Origin of the sequence: Rhodococcus sp. (in: high G+C Gram-positive bacteria) (assembly GCF_049299235.1) — a bacterium.
In the GTDB taxonomy this organism is placed as follows: domain Bacteria; phylum Actinomycetota; class Actinomycetes; order Mycobacteriales; family Mycobacteriaceae; genus Rhodococcus.
The window spans coordinates 39,696-57,973 of record NZ_JBAQXC010000387.1; the positions used below are offsets into that span (position 1 = coordinate 39,696).

Below are 18,278 nucleotides of genomic sequence, written 5' to 3' on the forward strand. Positions count from 1 at the left end.
CGCTACATCTGACCAGGGGGGCGCAGTGCCGCGAACTCGTCGGTCACGCGCAGTCGTGCATCGGTGAACCGGTAGAGCGCGGGCGGGCGTCCGCCCGCGCGCCCGGGCACGGCGGTGTTCCCGGTCCGGGAGAGCACGCCGCGGCGGGTGAGGACGCGCTGCAGATTCGTGGCGTCGACCTGGTATCCGAGTGCGGTGCAATAGATGTCGCGCAAGGTCGACATCGAGAACTCGGTGGGGGCGAGCGCGTACGCGATGTTGGTGTAGGACAGTTTCGCGGCCAGGCGAGCGCGGGCGTTGACGACCATCACGCGGTGGTCGAACGACATCGGGGGCAGGTCGGAGACGGGATGCCAGGCGGTGTCGGCCGGAAGCTGCGGGTCCGACGTGATGGGGACGAGGCCGAGGAACGTCGCGGCGATGGTTCGGGGGCCGGGCACGCGGTGCGGGTCGGAGAAGACCGACAACTGTTCGAGATGGGCGACCTCGCACACGTCGACCTTCTCGGCGAGTTGGCGGCGAGCCGAGGTCGTGAGGTCCTCGTCGTCGCGGAGCCGGCCGCCGGGCAGCGACCAGGTACCGACCTCGGGGTCGAGGGCGCGTTGCCACAGGAGGACGCCGAGTTCCGGCTCGGTTCGCGGTGTCCGGTCGGTGTCACCGAAGTGGCGAACCTGGAACACCACGATGAGCACTTCGTGACGAGTGTTACCATGAGGCATGTTTTCGATCCTAAGTCGAAAACCCCGAAGACGGAAATTCGGACGCAGCCCGTCCGGAGCGCACGAAGGAGCAAGGCCATGACCACGACCGAGTGGGCGGGCACCGCCGCAATCGTCGACGGCCCCGGCGGCTACACGGGCATCGACGCGACGCCGGAATGGGCCGACGAGATCCGGCGGCTGGCCCGTGAGCGCAACGCGACGCTGCTGGCACACAACTATCAGCTCCCCGCCATCCAGGACATCGCCGACCACGTCGGCGACTCCCTCGCACTGTCCCGGATCGCCGCCGAAGCAGAAGAGGGCACCATCGTCTTCTGCGGCGTGCACTTCATGGCGGAGACCGCAAAGATCCTCAGCCCGAACAAGACCGTGCTGATCCCCGACGAGCGCGCCGGGTGCTCCCTCGCGGACTCGATCACCGCCGATCAACTGCGTGAATGGAAATCGGAGTACCCCGACGCCGTCGTCGTCTCCTACGTCAACACCACCGCCGAGGTCAAAGGCCTGACCGACATCTGCTGCACGTCCTCCAATGCCGTCGACGTCGTCGCCTCCATCGACCCCGACCGCGAGGTGCTGTTCCTGCCTGACCAATTCCTCGGCGCCCACGTCAAACGGGTCACCGGCCGCACGAACATGCACATCTGGGCCGGTGAATGCCACGTCCACGCCGGCATCAACGGCGACGAACTGGCCGCCCAAGCCAAATCGCACCCCGACGCCGACCTGTTCGTCCACCCCGAATGCGGCTGCGCGACCTCCGCGCTCTACCTGGCCGGGGAAGGCTTCGTGCCCGACGACAAGGTCAAGATCCTCTCGACCGGCGGCATGATCGACGCCGCCCGCGAAACCGGCGCCAAGCAGGTCCTCGTCGCCACCGAGGTCGGCATGCTGCACCAACTCCGCAAGGCGGCACCGGGCATCGACTTCCAGCCGGTCAACGACCGCGCATCCTGCCCGTACATGAAGATGATCACCCCCGCCGCCCTGCTGCGCTGCCTCCGCGAAGGCAAGGACGAGGTGCACGTCGACCCCGTCGTCGCCGAACGGGCACGGCTGTCGGTGCAGCGGATGATCGCCATCGGCAACCCCGGCGGCGGCGAGTGACGACCACCACCGGTGCCGGCGTGGTCTGGGAAGCCCACGCCGACCTGGTGGTCGTTGGCGGTGGCGTCGCGGGACTGACCGCGGCGCGCACCGCCGCACGGCGCGGACTGACCGTGCTCACCCTGAGCAAAGGCGGCCCGACCGACACCTCCACCCAATACGCACAAGGCGGCATCGCCGTGGTCGCACCCACTGGCGACAGCGTCGACTCGCACGTCGCCGACACCCTCGCCGCCGGCGGCGGCCTGTGTGACCAGGATGCGGTCCGCTCCATCGTCAGCGCGGGACCGCACGCGATCGCCGCGCTCACCGACCTCGGCGCCGTATTCGACCGCGGACGCGACGGCGACGTCGCCCGCACCCGGGAAGGCGGACACTCCACCCGGCGCATCATCCATGCCGGCGGCGACGCCACCGGCATGGAAGTGCAGCGAGCCCTCAACGCCGCGAGCCTGCCCGTGCTCTTCGGTGCGGCCGCCGCCCGCATCCTCACCGACACGCACGGCGTCACCGGGGTGCTGGTCCTCGACGCACGCGGCCTCGGCGTCGTCCACACCCCGGCCGTGCTGCTCGCCACCGGTGGTCTCGGCCAGTTGTACGCGTGCAGCACCAACCCGCCCGGCGCCACCGCCGACGGCATCGCACTGGCGTTGCACGCCGGTGCCGCCGTCGCCGACATCGAGTTCGTCCAGTTCCATCCGACCGTGCTGTTCGCGCGCGGCGGCGAAGGCAGACGCCCGCTCATCAGCGAGGCGGTCCGCGGAGAAGGCGCCCGACTCGTCGACACGCGCGGTGCCGCGATCACCGCGGGCGTGCATCCGCTCGGTGATCTGGCACCGCGCGACGTGGTCTCCCGCGCCATCGCCGAGCGGCTCGCCGTGCTGGGGGAAGACCACGTGTTCCTCGACGCACGGCACCTCGACGGATTCGCCGAACGATTCCCGACGATCACCGCCTCGTGCCTGGCGGTCGGCCTCGACCCGGCCGGCGACCTGATCCCGGTCGCGCCTGCCGCGCATTATGCGTGCGGCGGTGTCGTCACCGACGTGCACGGCCGTACCTCGGTGCCGGGCCTGTATGCGGCGGGGGAGGTCGCCCGGACCGGCCTGCACGGCGCGAACCGCTTGGCCTCCAACAGTCTCCTCGAGGGACTCGTGCTCGGTGAACGCGCCGGGCATGCCGCCGCCGAGGAACGCGCCGGGCTCCGCGTCGACGCGACCGATGCGACCCTGCCGACCCACCGCTGTGCCGACCGCGCGACCCTGCAAGCCCTGATGACACGGCACGCCCCCGTCGTACGCGACGACACCGGACTCGCCGCAGCGCAGATCGCGCTCGCGGATGCCGGGCACCGTGCGTGCACCGACACCACCACCCTCGAAGATGCCGCGCTGACCATCACCGCTGATGCGCTGCTCGCCGCTGCCCGCGCCCGCACCGAAAGCCGCGGCTGCCACACCCGCGGCGATCGCCCCGCCACCGATCCGACCCAGGCACACAGCCTCGAGGTCCGTCTCATCGACGATTCGCTCGTGCTGAGCATGCTCGGCACCGACACCACCACCGTGACCACACCCGACCTGACAGGAGTCCTGTAGACAATGGCCACCGAGTTGCCCGACGGCCTCGACCGCGACGAGATCCGCACTCTGATCCGTGTCGCACTCGACGAGGACCTGCGCTACGGCCCCGACGTGACCTCCGAGGCGACGGTGCCCGCCGACGCCGCCGCGACCGCCGCGGTGGTGCCGCGCTCGCCGGGCACGATCGCCGGCATCGACGTCGGCCTGCTCGTGCTCGACGAGGTCCTCGGTGAAGGCGGCTACACGGTGCTCGACCGGGTCGCGGACGGGCATCGAGTGCAGGCCGGTGAGCCGGTCCTCACCGTCGAGGCGCCGACCCGGGGGCTACTCACCGCGGAACGCACCATGCTGAACCTGCTGTGCCACCTGTCCGGTATCGCCACCGCGACCGCCCACTGGGTCGACGCGGTCGCCGGGACCGAAGCGAAGATCCGCGACAGCCGCAAAACCCTGCCCGGGATGCGTGGATTGCAGAAGTACGCGGTCCGTATCGGCGGCGGCGTCAACCACCGGATGGGCCTCGGCGACGAAGCGCTCATCAAGGACAACCACGTCGCCGCGGCCGGATCGGTCGTCGCGGCCCTGCGGGCCGTCCGCGAGCATGCTCCGGGTGTGCCGTGTGAGGTGGAGGTGGACAGCCTCGACCAGTTCGACGAGGTACTCGCCGAGAAGGCCGAACTGATCCTGCTCGACAACTTTCCGGTATGGCAGACGCAGATCGCGGTGCAGCGCCGCAACACTCACGCGCCGCAGACCCGCCTCGAATCGTCCGGCGGTCTGACCCTCGACGTGGCCGCGGACTACGCACGCACCGGCGTCGACTACCTTGCGGTCGGTGCGCTCACCCACTCGGTGACCGTCCTCGATCTCGGCCTGGACATGTGACCTTCGTCCCTGTCGTGGGCACCGGCAGGGACGCAGACTTGAAGTCGACGGAACCGACACGATTTCGCATGACTTCCGATTTCGCCACGGTGACGTGACAGCACGACTGCGGAGACGGTGGGTGCAACCAGTACTTTCCTGTCGCCACGGCTCGCTCGCCGCATCCGCCGGATGATGCCGGAACCACGGGCGGTGCAGACCCTCCGGTCGAAGGCCGATGTGCACGGCCACCGGTTTTTCGCCGGTTCGATCAAGCCGGGGGATTGGCCGGGACTCGGTCGATTCGCCTTCCGTCTCATGGGCGGTAGATGCGGTGACGCGCGCGACTGGGCGGACATCGACGGCTGGGCGAACATGATTCGCGACGACATCGCGCGTCTGGACCATTCGCCGAGGTGACGCGACGGCCGTTCCCGTCCCGTCTTCGTCGGGCACGGCCGTCCTCGCCTTGTCGATCCGACGCGTGCCCTCCTTGTCTTTCACCGGCTGTGTCACATCGCGTCGAGCCTGCATCCCCACACCGGTGGGGAAGATTGCAGAAGCCCGCGCATCAGCTCACCCGACACTCGGCTCATCCCTCCGTCTCGGGGGGATCGTCGACGCGATCGCAACACTAGACGAAGAGTGTTGGATGAGCTAGCTTATTGCTCATATCAGCGCTTCGCGGGGTGGAAAACTGCTGGTTTGCACCGAAGCGCGTAGCGGGAGGGGGATGCGATCGTGATCGAAATTCATGGGGGTGTTCTACTGCACGGGTCCGACAAACCGGCTCGACCCGGTGCTGTCGGCTCGACCGTGTGCCACGGTCGCCGCGGGGACATCGATGGAACCGAGTGACCGCCTGCGGAGTGCGTGGGCCAAATCCAGCAAGGCCGACGAATCGCTGTCCCTTCTTCGGCACAGCGAGGATGCGGTCGCGGTAGCCGGGCACATCTGGGACGACTGGGTCCCACGCTCCACGAAAAGCCTTCTTACGGAAGGGCGCACACCGAACGAAGCCAGAGTGCTAGCCCAGTGGCTGGCGGGTGTCCACGACGTCGGGAAGCTGAGTCCTGCCTTCGCATCGCAGGTCGGGCCGCTCGCGGGTGCGATGCGCGATGCGGGACTCGAGATGCCACTGGCCATCGCGCGCCGGCGCGACGTTCCGCATTCCCTCGTCAGTCATCGGGCAGTCGTCGGCTTCTTGATCGGCCACGGGTGGGCCCGTCCAGTCGCCAAAACCTACGCGGTCGTTGCGGGCGGACACCACGGTGTTCCGCCGACCGTCGGCCAATTGTCGCCGTGCGAAGACAGCGGCCGGTACGGCGGTCCCGAGTGGCGCGACACTCGCAACGAGTTGCTCGAACACATCTCTGCACTGACCGGCGCCGATGCCCATCTCGCGCGTTGGGCGCAAGCACCCCTCACACCACAGCAGCAAGCACTGTGGACGGCATTCGTGATCATGGCAGATTGGATCGCCAGCAGCGACTACTTCCCGCTCGGCGACCGCCGCGAGTCGGTGACCACGGCGTCCGACGCGTGGCTCGATCTCGAACTGCCGCCACCCTGGCGCGCCGCTCCACCGTCGACCGTCGACGAACTGATGCATTCGCGATTCACACTTCCTGCCGGCGCAACAGCCAATTCGGTTCAGCGCGCCGCTGTCGATGCCGCGGCGTCGATGACGGAACCGGGGATACTCCTCATCGAGGCACCCATGGGTATCGGTAAGACAGAGGCAGCACTCGCGGCGGCGGAACACCTGGCCGCACGGTTCGGACAGGGCGGCGTATTCGTCGCGTTGCCGACGATGGCCACCTCCAACGCGATGTTCCGTCGCGTGCTGAGCTGGATCGAATCCCAGGATTCGGATGCGGTCGCGAGTGCCGTACTGGCGCACGGGAAAGCGCACCTCGAAGACCGGTATCGGGGTCTTCTCACCGGCAAGAACCTCACCGATGTCGGTCGCGACACCGACGCACACTCCCATGCGTGTCACACCGAGGTGATCGCCCATCATTGGCTGTCCGGACGAAAGAAGGGACTCCTCGCCGATTTCGCAGTAGGGACGATCGACCAACTGCTCTTCGCCGGCCTCAAGGCACGGCACCTGGTCTTGCGTCATCTGGGCCTTGTCAACAAGGTGATCGTCGTCGACGAGGTCCACGCGGCAGACACGTACATGATGCAATTCTTGGTCCGCGTCCTCGAATGGCTCGGTGCGTACCGAGTGCCCGTGATCCTCATGTCCGCGACACTGCCTGCCTCGCAGCGGATCGCGCTCGTACACTCCTACGAATCGGGCCGTGGATGGACCGGTGACGACGCGGTGCTGACGGGAAATATCGGCTACCCCGCGATCACCCTCACCGCCGGGCACCGCGAGGTGATCTCCCCGCCTCACGATGGACAGCGCACAACTGTGGCGATCGAGCGTATCGATGACGACCCGAAGCTGCTCGTCGAACTGCTCCGGACGGCACTGGACGACGGCGGATGCGTCGGCATCGTGCGCAATACGGTTGCTCGCGCGCAGGAAACCGCCCGCACACTCGACGAGCACTTTCCCGGTGAGGTGGTGCTGCTGCACTCCCGGTTCGTCGCGCAGCACCGGGCCGATCTGGAGTCGGCTCTGGTCTCCGAGCTGGGACGTGACGGGAATCGGCCACACCGACGAATCGTCGTGGGGACACAGGTGATCGAACAATCGCTGGATGTGGATTTCGATCTGATGATCAGTGATTTCGCGCCGATCGACCTCCTCTTCCAGCGCATCGGCAGGTTGCATCGGCACCGTCGAGATCGACCGATGCGACTGGTCGATGCCCGCCTCGTCCTCACGGGTGTCGAAGACTGGTGTGCCCAACCGCCTCGTGTCGTGGCGGCGACACGCAGGATATATGGCGATCTGCAGGTACTTCGCGCCCTCGCAGTACTCGACCGGCGGGATCGTCTAGAGCTTCCAGCCGACATCGCGACGCTGGTGCAGGTGGCCTACGGTGATGATCTCGATACTCCCGCGGAGTGGCACGACTACCACGTCGAAGCCCAACGCACGCACCGAAAGCGGACCCGCGAACTCGAAGCTCGGGCGCGCCCGTGGCGCATCTGGGAACCAGACGAATCAGCGACCCTGGTGGACTGGCTCGCCGAGAATGTCGGCGAAGTCGACGATGCGCGCGGTCAGGCTCGTGTCCGCGACACCGACGAGGGAATCGATGTCATCCTCACCTGTCGCATCGACGGCGATGTGCATCTTCCACGGCAATGCGGAGGTGGGGTCGTCACAACGGATTTCTGTCCCGACAACGCGGTCGCGCGCCGCGTCTTGACGGCGACCGTGCGACTGCCGCTCGCGCTGACGCACCCGGGCATCGTCGACCGTACGATTTCGGAACTCGAGGCACGGGTGTATCCGGGATGGCAGGAATCGAAGTGGCTGGCAGGCGAACTCGTCTTGGAATTGAAGGGCGATATGAGCACACAGTTGATGGACTATGACATTCGTTACGACGACATCGAGGGGCTTGTGGTGAGCAAGGGTGACGAGCAACCATGACAGCGAGCACAGCAGTGCGCTTCAATCTGATCGATGAGCCATGGATTCCCGTACGTACCCGCGACGGCGGCGTTGGCGAAAGGTCGATCCGATCGATCTTGTGCGAGTCGTCGTCGATTCGGGTGGTATCCGGCGATATTCCGACTCAGGCATTCGCGATTCAGCGATTGCTCCTTGCCATCGTGCGCCGTGCGATCGACTGGGGCCGAAAGCCGGTGCCCAGGTGGGAGCAGATATGGCAGGAACGTACGCTCCCGCAGCAGGAGATCGGCGACTATCTCGATCGCGTCCACGACAGATTCGATCTATTGGATCCGACCCGGCCATTCTACCAGGTCGCGGACTTCGAAACGGCAGCAGGCGGTTTCAAGCCACCGTCGCTACTGATCAGCGACATTCCCTCCGGTGCCAAGTACTTCACGACCCGGGCCGGGGCAGGCGCCGATCGGCTCGATTTCGCAGAAGCCGCGCGCTGGGTCGTGCACTGCCAGTGTTTCGATCCGTCAGGTATCAAATCCGGTGATCCGCGTGATCCGCGAACCAAGGGCGGGAAGGGCTATCCCATCGGCATTGCCTGGGGTGGACAGCTCGGCGGCGTACTGTTCGAGGGGCGCAATCTGTTCGAAACCCTGATGCTCAACACAGTTCTCCGCACCAGTAGCGGATCAACTGTTCACGACGACGATCTGCCCCCGTGGGAACGGGAGCATCCCGGAATCGCGGAGCGTGAGGATGCGGATCCGGTAGGACCCGTCGATTCGCTCACTTGGCAGAGTCGTCGAATTCGATTGCAGCACAACGACAATCATGTTGTCGGGGTATTGGTAGGCAATGGGGATGCCATCAGGTCCTTCAATCAACACCATGTGGAATTCATGACGGCATGGCGATTCAGTCCAGTGCAGTCGAAGAAGTTCGGCGAACCACGGTACTTTCCTCGATCGCTCGATCCGGATCGTTCGCTGTGGCGTGGTCTCGACGCTCTCCTTGCCGACACCCAGGTGTCGGGGTCCGAACACGGATTCGGCGCCGGAGTCTCCAATTGGATCGACTTCCTGGTTGAAGAGGATATCCTGGATCGGTCGCTGTTCGTGCGGCCACACGCGCTGGCGCTCGAATACATCAACAATTCCAGCATTATCGGTGCATCCATCGACGATGAAGTCCGCATTCGAGTCTCCGTGATCGGGCGGGGCAGCGAACTGCGTGTGTACGCGACTCGAGCGGTGCAGATCGCCGACGATGCTGTCGCTGCGCTGGTCAACCTCGCCGGAAACCTGGTCGACGCGGCCGGTGGCGATTCGACCTCCACGCGACAATCCACCCGTGCACAAGCGTTCTTCGCTCTCGACGAACCGTATCTCACGTGGCTAGCCGAACTCGGCGACGAGATCGGCCTGGAAGCACATGTGGAAGCCTGGCAAGCGCAGGTGCGCGCGATCGTGTCGGATATCGGCAGTGATCTGATCGCCGCAGCCGGCGACCCGGCATGGAAGGGCCGGATGGTGCGCGATCGGTGGCTTGATTCGTCGTTGGCGTCCGGCTTCTTCTGGTCCGCACTCCGCAAGGCTCTGCCTGCGGCATTCGACTCTGCAACCATTCAGAAGGGTGGTACCCCGTGAGCGCGCAACCCGACGCTCGGCCGGCGACCCGCGACGAGCTGCTTCGAACGGCAGTGCGTTCGACGGTCGGCTCTCTGCAAGGACGAGCCTTGGCAGATCATCATGATTCGACAGTGACTGCGTGCTTGGCCAGACTTCGTCGAGCGGTTACCGCGGAGCCTGGCAGTGTGCCGCAGGTGTGGGCGGACACCCTCGGGGCGCTACCGCCCGAACTGGTCCCGCAGGGCCGATGGAGCGACGACAGCCCCACCGACTACGAGCGCGCCGCACACGAAGCCATCACGCTGTATGCGCTGCATCAGCAGTCGAAATCCACAGCGGCCCATCAGCCGGGAATCTCATTGGGTGCCGCGGCCCGTCGACTCGTGAAAGCAACGGGGCGTGACGAAGCGGTACGCAACCGATTTCAGGCTGTTGCGACGGCAGGATCCGCAGCGGGTGTTTCCCACCATCTTCGTGCGCTCATCATGCTGCTCCGTACGGAGAACATTCCCCTGGATTACAGCCAGTTGGCTGTCGATCTCCGGCAACTCCACAGCCGCACCAGCGCAGATCGTGTGCGACTGCGGTGGGGACGTGACTTTCATCGAGCCACCACCGCAGACACCGACACGCCAGCCGAACACGATCAAACATCGACCAGCGACACACGAAACGAGGACCACGCGTGACCTACATTGACGTTCACATCCTGCAGTCCGTCCCCCCGAGCAACCTCAACCGCGACGACACGGGAAGCCCCAAATCCGCAATCTTCGGTGGGGTCCGACGGGCACGTGTGTCGAGTCAGGCATGGAAGCGCGCCACCCGAATGCGTTTCAATGCGACCCTCGACGCGAGCGATATCGGTCGGCGCACAAAGCGAGTCGTCGAACTGCTCGGTGACGAAATCGAAAGGCTCGACGAATCCGTCGACGAGGCGACGGCTCAGGCTCTCGCAGCGAAAGCGTTGACGGCGGCCGGAATCAAGTTGGCGAGTCCGAAAGCCCCGAAGAAGGCCTCCGACGATACGCCCAAGCCCGCCGAGCAATCCGGATACCTGCTGTTCCTCAGTACAGCGCAATATACGCGGCTTGCCGAACTGGCGATCGCAGCACACCGATCCGAGGCCAATATCGCGGGTAAGGATGCGAAAGCAGCCATCAACTCCGACCACAGCTTCGACGTCGCCTTGTTCGGTCGCATGGTCGCCGATGATCCCGAACTCAACGTCGACGCGGCCGCACAGGTCGCACACGCGATCAGTGTTCACGCCGTCGATCCCGAGTTCGACTACTTCACGGCTGTCGACGATTTTCAGGAACGCGACCAATCGGGGGCCGGGATGATCGGCACGATCGAATTCAATTCGTCGACGCTGTATCGCTACGCGACCCTGAACATCGACGGACTCCACGCGAACTTGAACGACGCCGCCGCGACCGCCCGAGCAGCAGCGGCATTCGTGGAGTCGCTGGCACTGTCGATGCCGACAGGTAAGCAGAACACCTTCGCCAACCGCACCGTCCCGGACGCTGTCGTCGTATGCGTTCGTTCCGACCAACCGGTGAATCTGGTGGGCGCATTCGAAACTCCCGTCACCGTCATGGACAGCGAGAGCATTGTCGGAAGTGCAACATCGAAACTGGTTGCACGGCACGAAGATATTTCCGGAGCATATGGACCGCCAGCGGAGATCTGGGTGACCGGTATCGGCGATGCCGCGGTAGCGCTCGACGGATTCGGCGACCGCGCCGACATGAACGCCCTGGTAGGGAAGATCGAGCAGTACGTCGGCGACCACCTGGGCGAATCGGAATGAGCACGCTACTGATCCGGCTTGCCGGACCGATGCAAGCGTGGGGTGCATCGAGCCGATTCACCCGACGTGAGACGCGACAGGAACCGACCAAGAGCGGCGTTGTCGGCCTCCTGGCCGCGGCCCGAGGGATGCGGCGAACCGATGAACTCGAAGAACTTGCCCAACTGTCGTTCGGTGTCCGGGTCGATCAACCGGGGTCGCTGGTCCGTGATTTTCAGGTTGCGCGCAGCCTCGACGGCAAGAAATCCATGCCTTTGTCGTATCGCTATTACCTCGGCGATGCGGTGTTCGTCGCGGCGGTCGAGGGTGATGATTCCCTCGTCGAGGGTCTTTCGGAGGCGCTCCGCCGGCCGACGTTTCCTCTCTATCTCGGGAGGCGGTCGTGCCCGCCCAGCCTGCCGCTGATGCTCGAGGTGACTGACCAGCAACTGCTCCCGGCTCTCGAATCGTATCCGTGGCAAGCGGCGTCGTGGTTTCGGCAGAAGCAGGCATCCCGAGTCCGGTTGCGGATCGTGATGGACGGTGTGGATTCCGTGCACGATGAATTGGTGCGTGATCATCCGGTTAGTTTCGATCCTCGATATCGACGCTACGAATGGCGATCTGTGACGGAGCAGTATGTCGAGGTCGACAACCTCGAATCCCGTTTGGTTGCACATGATCCCATGTCCGCATTGGGGGGTGCGTAGACAATGTATCTGACGAAGATGCCGATCAACGGCAGACGCAGTGGAGCCGCAAAACTTCTGTCGTCACCACAGGCGATGCACGCAGCCGTCCAATCGGCTTTCCCGCCAGGTTCCCTCGAATCGGCCGGTGGGCGTGCGCTGTGGCGAGTAGACCGGTCAGGTGACCACGAAGTGTCGCTGTATCTGGTCAGCCCCCTCGAACCCGACCTGAGCCACGTTGTGGAGCAAGCCGGATGGCAATCCGGTGAGATGTGGCAGACCCGTGACTATCGCCCGCTTCTCACCCGGCTCGAACAGGGGCAGCGGTGGGCGTTCCGTCTCACCGCGAACCCGGTGTTCAACGGATACAAGACCGGACGGGACTGGTCCGATACAAAACCACTCGCACATGTCACTGTCGAACAGCAGCAGAGATGGCTGCTGGATCGTACTGAACGATCGGGATTTCGGGTACCCGACGGTTCCCATGGCGAGCCCGCTCTGCAAGTCGTCGACCGCTCGATGCTCCGATTCGGGAAAGGCGGCCATCGTGTGGTGGTCAGCTCGGCGACATTCGATGGAATCCTGGAGGTATCCGATCCTGAAGCGCTGGCCCGCACGTTGACCCAAGGGCTCGGGCGGGCGAAGGCATACGGATGCGGACTGCTCACTCTTGCGCCCCTCGCGAGCGGACATTGACGTGAAGAACACGCCCGGTCCTCCGCCGACAAGGCCCAGCGAGCTGGTTCGTGCCGCCGACCGCGTCTCGTTCCTCTACCTCGAACGGTGCACGGTCCACCGCGACGGGAACGCGATCACCGCAACCGACGAACGCGGTGTCGTACATATTCCGACCGCAACGATCGGTGCGTTGCTACTCGGTCCGGGTACTCGCGTCACGCATCAAGCCATGGTGCTGATGGCCGAGTCCGGGTCCACCGCAGTGTGGGTGGGAGAGCAGGGAGTGCGCTACTACGCCCACGGGCGTCCTCTCGGGCGCACCAGTCGGCTGCTGGAAGCGCAAGCCAAAGCTGTGTCCGCCCGGGACTCGCGGCTCGCGGTCGCCCGGGCGATGTATGCAATGCGCTTCCCGGGCGAAGATGTGTCGGGGTTGACGATGCAGCAGTTGCGCGGCCGAGAAGGCGCACGGGTGCGAAATTCGTATCGGGAACACGCCGATCGCACCGGTGTCGAATGGGTACGGCGAGACTACGATCCGAACGATTTCACGGCCGGTGATGCAGTGAATCAGGCGTTGTCGGCGGCAACGACATGTCTGTACGGAATGACGCACGCCGTCATCGCCGCGATGGGCTGCTCGCCCGGCCTCGGCTTCGTTCATACGGGGCATGACCGGTCATTCGTCTACGACATCGCGGACTTGTACAAGGCCGAGGTCGCGATCCCGGTGGCGTTCGACATAGCCGCCGCCGGAGTCGACGACATTCCGGGCGCGACTCGACGTTCGGTTCGCGATGTCATACACAGGGAGAAGCTTCTGCCGCGGTGTGCACAGGACATCAAGTCGCTTCTTCTTCCTGGCCAGTCTGAGGAAGCATCGGAATGGGAAGCCGACGTTGTGTATCTCTGGGACGACAAAGGCCCAGCAGTTGCGAGCGGACAGTCGTTCGATGACCCAAGTGAAGATGTCCCGTGGTAGTGCTCATCGTGACGGCCTGCCCTGCGGGGCTGCGTGGACATTTGACGCGCTGGCTTCTCGAGATCAGCCCAGGGGTGTTCGTCGGTGTCCTGCCGCGACGAGTTCGCGACCTCGTATGGGTGCGTGTGAAGGACCTGGTCAAGGATGGGCGTGCGATCATGGTGTTTCCGGCTCAAAACGAACAGCGGCTTCAGTTTCTTGTGCACCGCTACGATTGGGAACCTGTCGATGTCGATGGGATCGCCCTCGTGCGTCGGCCGCATACCGGTGAGGCGCTGGATTCTGCCGCGACGCCCCGGGCTGGCTGGAGTAAGGCAAGTCGCTACAGGAAGTCGCGGAATCGATCGGGGGGTGATCGCACCGGAGAGTAGTGAACGTAGAATCGGGTGCGGCTCGGAAGAACCCCAGGTCATGAAGGGTGCTCCCCGCGGACGCGGGGATGAGCCCAGCGCGATCGCCGTGTTCGCTCGTGTCGCAGGGTGCTCCCCGCGGACGCGGGGATGAGCCCCGAACGCGCCGACAAGCACCGTGCCCGCCGCGGTGCTCCCCGCGGACGCGGGGATGAGCCCTGCACCACCGGAACACGACCCAGATTGTGACGGTGCTCCCCGCGGACGCGGGGATGAGCCCCGACCCAGAATCACCATCAGATCCGACACCGGGTGCTCCCCGCGGACGCGGGGATGAGCCCGCCAGCGTGGGGGACGACGCCAGCGTGGGGGGGTGCTCCCCGCGGACGCGGGGATGAGCCCTTGCGGGCGGGTACCGGATCGTCGAGGGGGAAGTGCTCCCCGCGGACGCGGGGATGAGCCCCCACCGGCGGCGTGAACCCCGGCTCCGCGGGAGTGCTCCCCGCGGACGCGGGGATGAGCCCGCAGCCAGCTCGAACAGCGCCGGGCGCAACGCGTGCTCCCCGCGGACGCGGGGATGAGCCCGCTGAACTGGCGAAGATCTTCATCCGAGCCAAGTGCTCCCCGCGGACGCGGGGATGAGCCCGGCGACGTGATGCCACGATCAGCGAGGTCACCGTGCTCCCCGCGGACGCGGGGATGAGCCCGCAGGACGTGGCGGAGGTTCATGTCGCCGTCAGTGCTCCCCGCGGACGCGGGGATGAGCCCATCGCCGCCATCGTCGCCGACATCATCACCGCGCACGGCCGCGTGTGCTCCCCGCGGACGCGGGGATGAGCCCCCGTCGACAGTCCCGGGCTTGCGGTCGGCGCCGTGCTCCCCGCGGACGCGGGGATGAGCCCCGCACATCGCCGCGTGGATGGTGTCGCTCCGGGTGCTCCCCGCGGACGCGGGGATGAGCCCGGCCCATCCGTCTCCATGTCCGTAATCCACGAGTGCTCCCCGCGGACGCGGGGATGAGCCCTCGCCCTCCTCGAGGCCGTCGCGCTCGTCCTCGTGCTCCCCGCGGACGCGGGGATGAGCCCACTGTCGCCGACGTCGGTTGCTCCGGCTGGCGGTGCTCCCCGCGGACGCGGGGATGAGCCCAACCCGCCGGCGCCCAGTGGTCCGAAGCGGAAGTGCTCCCCGCGGACGCGGGGATGAGCCCATGCTCACGCCACCGAAGCTCGAGTTGAGACCGTGCTCCCCGCGGACGCGGGGATGAGCCCGGCGGTGTCATGCCGCTCACGATCGGCGACAGGTGCTCCCCGCGGACGCGGGGATGAGCCCCGATCATGTGCTCGTGTATCACCGCCCGCCGAGTGCTCCCCGCGGACGCGGGGATGAGCCCAGCCCGACCGCCCCGGCGATCGCAACACTGTCGTGCTCCCCGCGGACGCGGGGATGAGCCCGGCGAGCCGATGCCACGTGCGGGTGCCGCCGAGTGCTCCCCGCGGACGCGGGGATGAGCCCTACGGCGAGCTGTCCCGCTGGGCGTATGGCCGGTGCTCCCCGCGGACGCGGGGATGAGCCCCGGCCGCCGCTACCGGGTCGGCGACATCGTCAGTGCTCCCCGCGGACGCGGGGATGAGCCCTGGATCTTGCGCATGTCCCGCTTGGCGTGGGTGTGCTCCCCGCGGACGCGGGGATGAGCCCAGATCGCCGACGAGGATCGTCCCCAGGTTCAGGTGCTCCCCGCGGACGCGGGGATGAGCCCGGCGGCGGCTTGATCCCGGCGCGCTTACGCGCGTGCTCCCCGCGGACGCGGGGATGAGCCCTCGGTGTTGCCCGCATCGACCGACGCCGCCGAGTGCTCCCCGCGGACGCGGGGATGAGCCCATTCGGCGTTGATCGGTGCCATCAACCGGGACGTGCTCCCCGCGGACGCGGGGATGAGCCCTGGACGCCGTACCTGACAGGCAGCATCGCTACGTGCTCCCCGCGGACGCGGGGATGAGCCCTGCAGGAAGAGGTCACGAAGGCAGCGGAGGCGGTGCTCCCCGCGGACGCGGGGATGAGCCCGGAACGGTCCGCCCGGTGTTCGCATACACCGAGTGCTCCCCGCGGACGCGGGGATGAGCCCGTCGTCAAGTACGAGAAGAAGGCGCCGAAGCGGTGCTCCCCGCGGACGCGGGGATGAGCCCCTCGATCTCGTCGGGTTCGTCAGAAGGGTCCGGTGCTCCCCGCGGACGCGGGGATGAGCCCTTCAACCGGGCCGATGGTGTGCTCGGGTCGGAGTGCTCCCCGCGGACGCGGGGATGAGCCCCGCCGACGGTGGTGTCGCCACCGTCCGCGAACGTGCTCCCCGCGGACGCGGGGATGAGCCCTGCGTCATCCCGCACGATGCGCTGTCGACACGGTGCTCCCCGCGGACGCGGGGATGAGCCCCAGATGCTCACCGTGCTCGGGTCTGCGCTCGAGTGCTCCCCGCGGACGCGGGGATGAGCCCAGCTTGTAGGCGTCGGCGAGTGCGGTTGCCTGGTGCTCCCCGCGGACGCGGGGATGAGCCCTCGGCATCACCACCGCCGGAAAGCTGCCGGTAGTGCTCCCCGCGGACGCGGGGATGAGCCCTGATCCACCAGCCGTTCGGCCGGAACATAGGTGTGCTCCCCGCGGACGCGGGGATGAGCCCCGGTCCGCGATATCGGTCGCGGACAGTCCCGCGTGCTCCCCGCGGACGCGGGGATGAGCCCGCCGACGACTCAACGGCAAGAATGACCGCGGCGTGCTCCCCGCGGACGCGGGGATGAGCCCTGACCACCCCGACCGGTGAGAAACGCGTGTACGTGCTCCCCGCGGACGCGGGGATGAGCCTCCGAGGCATCGAAGACGTCGACAACTGCATCAGTGCTCCCCGCGGACGCGGGGATGAGCCCCGGCGGCCCGTCTCCTCCCAAATATCAATCGAGTGCTCCCCGCGGACGCGGGGATGAGCCCTGGTGTGCTTTCACGACGTCGACGGTGGGGACGTGCTCCCCGCGGACGCGGGGATGAGCCCCGCGTTTCCCGAATGACGGTTTTTTCGACAGGGTGCTCCCCGCGGACGCGGGGATGAGCCCGGTGCGCCCTCGAGTCCGGTCGGATCGGTGCGGTGCTCCCCGCGGACGCGGGGATGAGCCCTGCTGGTAGGCGAATAGCACGTTGTCGAACAGGTGCTCCCCGCGGACGCGGGGATGAGCCCGAGGTGCGGGAGTTCCTGCTCGCTCTGCCTGAGTGCTCCCCGCGGACGCGGGGATGAGCCCTCGCCGCTGCGGTGGTGGCGCACCGACGTCGAGTGCTCCCCGCGGACGCGGGGATGAGCCCTGCACAGGATCCACACTGTCCGGGATCGTGATGTGCTCCCCGCGGACGCGGGGATGAGCCCGTCGGCGACGGCACCAGGCCTCGGCCGTGCGCGTGCTCCCCGCGGACGCGGGGATGAGCCCAACCACGCCAGAATCGTCATCGTCGACAACAGGTGCTCCCCGCGGACGCGGGGATGAGCCCGGCTTGCCTGCGTTCGACGGCAACGGAGGTCTGTGCTCCCCGCGGACGCGGGGATGAGCCCCGTATGTAGGAATGCAAACACTTGATGCATAAGTGCTCCCCGCGGACGCGGGGATGAGCCCCACCCGGTCCGACTACAACGGCAACAGAGTTGGTGCTCCCCGCGGACGCGGGGATGAGCCCAACGGCAGCAATACGGGCAGCGGCAGCGGTACGTGCTCCCCGCGGACGCGGGGATGAGCCCATCCCCGAGTTGTACGGCGTGTACCGCAGCGAGTGCTCCCCGCGGACGCGGGGATGAGCCCGGCGCGTTCGTCGCCGGGATATCCGCCTCGAAGTGCTCCCCGCGGACGCGGGGATGAGCCCCAGGTTGACGCGAGTATGTCAACCCGGTTGACGTGCTCCCCGCGGACGCGGGGATGAGCCCACGTACGGCGATCCGGGTGCCGATCCGGTGGAGTGCTCCCCGCGGACGCGGGGATGAGCCCCCGAGCGACGGATGCTCGGCGATCGCCCGCGGGTGCTCCCCGCGGACGCGGGGATGAGCCCCTGGTACGCGGTCGCCGCAGTCAGACCCGACAGTGCTCCCCGCGGACGCGGGGATGAGCCCACCAACAGGCGATGCAGCAACGTCAACACCAGGTGCTCCCCGCGGACGCGGGGATGAGCCCAGCACGACGTCCGGGAACACGCCGCAACTCGTGTGCTCCCCGCGGACGCGGGGATGAGCCCCCGGGCAGCAGTGCCCGGTAGCGATCGAGGGAGTGCTCCCCGCGGACGCGGGGATGAGCCTCGACGGGACCCACGCCTGCAC

The 18,278-nt window shown here is 66.8% G+C and carries 13 protein-coding genes and 1 CRISPR repeat array; of the genes, 12 read left to right on the plus strand and 1 reads right to left on the minus strand.

Going from position 1 to position 18,278, the window contains the following annotated elements:
- Window positions 1-2: 2 nt before the first annotated feature.
- Window positions 3-719: an NUDIX hydrolase gene (locus WAX14_RS23790; RefSeq protein WP_422630502.1), complete on the minus strand. Its 717-nt coding sequence runs from the start codon at window positions 717-719 to the stop codon at window positions 3-5.
- Between the two features lie 78 nt (window positions 720-797).
- Here WAX14_RS23790 and nadA point away from each other — a divergent pair, with 78 nt between their 5' ends.
- The 12 genes from nadA (at window position 798) to cas2e (ending at window position 13,960) form a co-directional block, all read left to right on the plus strand.
- Window positions 798-1,829 carry a quinolinate synthase NadA gene (gene nadA, locus WAX14_RS23795; protein WP_422630503.1) on the plus strand — a complete coding sequence of 344 codons (1,032 nt, stop codon included), beginning with the start codon at window positions 798-800 and terminating at the stop codon, window positions 1,827-1,829.
- Entirely contained in the window at window positions 1,826-3,427 is a 1,602-nt protein-coding gene (locus WAX14_RS23800; protein ID WP_422630504.1) for an L-aspartate oxidase, read from the plus strand. Before nadA ends, WAX14_RS23800 begins: the two co-directional genes overlap by 4 nt.
- A 3-nt stretch (window positions 3,428-3,430) precedes the next feature.
- Window positions 3,431-4,297 (plus strand): carboxylating nicotinate-nucleotide diphosphorylase, encoded by an 867-nt coding sequence (gene nadC / locus WAX14_RS23805; RefSeq protein ID WP_422630505.1) that lies wholly within the window; start codon window positions 3,431-3,433, stop codon window positions 4,295-4,297.
- Between the two features lie 117 nt (window positions 4,298-4,414).
- The gene (locus tag WAX14_RS23810) at window positions 4,415-4,696 is read left to right on the plus strand and encodes a hypothetical protein (RefSeq protein WP_422630506.1); all 282 of its coding nucleotides are present in this window, start codon (window positions 4,415-4,417) and stop codon (window positions 4,694-4,696) included.
- A gap of 424 nt (window positions 4,697-5,120) precedes the next feature.
- A complete protein-coding gene (cas3, locus tag WAX14_RS23815; RefSeq protein WP_422630507.1) occupies window positions 5,121-7,838 on the plus strand; it encodes a CRISPR-associated helicase Cas3' in 2,718 nt (905 codons plus the stop codon).
- Window positions 7,835-9,460: a type I-E CRISPR-associated protein Cse1/CasA gene (casA, locus tag WAX14_RS23820; protein WP_422630508.1), complete on the plus strand. Its 1,626-nt coding sequence runs from the start codon at window positions 7,835-7,837 to the stop codon at window positions 9,458-9,460. Before cas3 ends, casA begins: the two co-directional genes overlap by 4 nt.
- A gap of 113 nt (window positions 9,461-9,573) precedes the next feature.
- Window positions 9,574-10,131 (plus strand): type I-E CRISPR-associated protein Cse2/CasB, encoded by a 558-nt coding sequence (gene casB, locus WAX14_RS23825; RefSeq protein WP_422630509.1) that lies wholly within the window; start codon window positions 9,574-9,576, stop codon window positions 10,129-10,131.
- Complete coding sequence (gene cas7e, locus WAX14_RS23830; RefSeq protein ID WP_422630510.1) at window positions 10,128-11,261, plus strand: type I-E CRISPR-associated protein Cas7/Cse4/CasC; 1,134 nt, start codon at window positions 10,128-10,130, stop codon at window positions 11,259-11,261. Before casB ends, cas7e begins: the two co-directional genes overlap by 4 nt.
- Window positions 11,258-11,950, plus strand: coding sequence for a type I-E CRISPR-associated protein Cas5/CasD (cas5e, locus tag WAX14_RS23835; protein WP_422630511.1), 693 nt, complete (start codon window positions 11,258-11,260; stop codon window positions 11,948-11,950). Before cas7e ends, cas5e begins: the two co-directional genes overlap by 4 nt.
- Window positions 11,951-11,953: 3 nt before the next feature.
- Entirely contained in the window at window positions 11,954-12,628 is a 675-nt protein-coding gene (cas6e, locus tag WAX14_RS23840) for a type I-E CRISPR-associated protein Cas6/Cse3/CasE (RefSeq protein ID WP_422630512.1), read from the plus strand.
- 1 nt (window position 12,629) lies between these two features.
- Window positions 12,630-13,589, plus strand: a complete 960-nt coding sequence (cas1e, locus tag WAX14_RS23845; RefSeq protein ID WP_422630513.1) for a type I-E CRISPR-associated endonuclease Cas1e — start codon at window positions 12,630-12,632, stop codon at window positions 13,587-13,589.
- Between the two features lie 8 nt (window positions 13,590-13,597).
- Complete coding sequence (gene cas2e / locus WAX14_RS23850; RefSeq protein ID WP_422630517.1) at window positions 13,598-13,960, plus strand: type I-E CRISPR-associated endoribonuclease Cas2e; 363 nt, start codon at window positions 13,598-13,600, stop codon at window positions 13,958-13,960.
- 47 nt (window positions 13,961-14,007) lie between these two features.
- A CRISPR array of direct repeats spans window positions 14,008-18,257; the repeat unit is 29 nt; unit sequence GTGCTCCCCGCGGACGCGGGGATGAGCCC.
- The last annotated feature ends 21 nt before the right edge of the window (window positions 18,258-18,278 follow it).